Annotated in this window: 2 protein-coding genes; both read left to right on the top strand. The window is 58.0% G+C overall.

The window, feature by feature from the left end; all coding sequences use genetic code 11:
* On the top strand, positions 1 to 1,023 hold a 1,023-nt coding region (locus tag OEL57_RS16650), incomplete at its 5' end, for a response regulator (RefSeq protein ID WP_300742056.1).
* Between the two features lie 20 nt (positions 1,024 to 1,043).
* A partial coding sequence (locus OEL57_RS16645) for a response regulator (protein ID WP_300742055.1) occupies positions 1,044 to 1,706 on the top strand: 663 nt, incomplete at its 3' end.

Below are 1,706 nucleotides of genomic sequence, written 5' to 3'. Positions count from 1 at the left end.
CTGCAGGGGGCGCGCCTGCTGCTGGTTGAAGACAACGATATGAACCAGGAACTGGCGCTTGACCTGCTGGGGCAGGCCGGCATTACGGTAGTCATTGCCAATAATGGTCAGGAGAGCCTTGCTATTCTGGCAAAGGATACTGGATTTGACGGTATCCTGATGGACTACCAGATGCCGGTTATGGATGGCTATACCGCCACACGGGAGATCCGCAAGAACCCACAACTGGACGGCATGCCGGTGATTGCCATGACCGCCAATGCCATGGCAGGCGATCGTGAGAAGGCGCTGGAATCCGGCATGTCGGATCATATTGCCAAGCCGCTGAATGTTGAGGAGATGTTTGCTACCATTGCCCGCTGGGTCAAGCCGCAGAAGCCTCCAGCCGGGCTGGAACCAACCCGCACTCCGGAAGGGGCGGATGGAGACCACAGACTGCCTGATGAACTGCCCGGTATTGATCTGCAGGCAGGTCTGGCTACCACGCTGCACAATACAAAACTGTACCTGCGGATGCTGACCAAATTCCGTGACAGCCAGTCTGATTTCGGCAGCATGTTTAGCGCAGCCCGGCAGGATACTGACCCAACGGCTGCCGAGCGGGCGGCCCATACCCTGAAGGGGACCGCCGGCAACATCGGCGCCAGAGGGGTGCAGGCTGCTGCGGCAGCTCTGGAACAGGCCTGCAGGGAAGGCCACGAGTCCGCAGTAATTGATCAGCAGCTGTCTGCTGTGCTGTCGGCGTTGGGCCCGGTCATTGCCGGACTGCAGGAGATCAGCAGGCCGGATGCGGTTGCCCCGGCCAGCGTGACAGCGTTACCGCGGGAAGAACTGCTGACTGCATTTGACCGGCTCAAGTCCCTGTTGCGTGACAGCGACTCAGAGGCTGGAGACCTGCTGGACGGGCTGTTGGAAAAGGTGCAGGGCACGATGTTGGCTGGTTTGCTGAAACCGGTGGCCGATGCTGTTGAAGCCTACGACTTTGATGATGCGTTGGCTTTGCTCGAAAAAATTGAGGTATAGGGCGGTAAAGGAGGCAGGCTATGACCGATGAACCACAGGAACTGGAAAGCTTTATCCATACTATTTTTGCCAGGCAGGCAACGGTGCTGGTGGTAGATGACACGCCGGACAACCTCTCGCTGATGAGTGGCCTTTTGAAGGATTTTTACAAGGTCAAGGTTGCCAATAACGGCGAAAAGGCCCTGAGCATTGCTGCTTCGGACAATCCTCCTGACCTGATTCTGCTGGACATCATGATGCCGGGGATGGATGGCTATGAAGTCTGCCAGAGCCTGAAGATTGATCCGAAAACCAGCGACATTCCGATCATCTTCCTGACCGCCAAGGCTGAGGTGGCAGACGAAACCCATGGGCTGGACCTGGGGGCGGTGGACTACATCACCAAACCGATCAGCCCGCCGATTGTGCTGGCCCGGGTGCGCAACCATCTGGAACTGAAGGCGGCCCGTGATTTTCTGAAGGACCGCAACGAGATTCTGGAGGATGAGGTGCGCAAACGGACCCGCGAGGTGGCTGCTGTGCAGGATGTTACCATTCATGCCATGGCCTCACTGGCCGAGACGCGGGACAATGAGACCGGCAACCATATCCGCCGTACCCAGTTGTACGTGAAGCTGCTGGCCGAAAAGCTGCGCCACAACCCCCGCTTCAGCGCAGAGCTGAACAATGACAAGGCCATTGAC

It is taken from the genome of Trichlorobacter sp., from assembly GCF_030247655.1.
Classification (GTDB): domain Bacteria; phylum Desulfobacterota; class Desulfuromonadia; order Geobacterales; family Pseudopelobacteraceae; genus Trichlorobacter.
The sequence above is the reverse complement of the archived record's forward strand: the minus strand, read 5'-3'. Positions and strand labels throughout refer to the sequence as shown.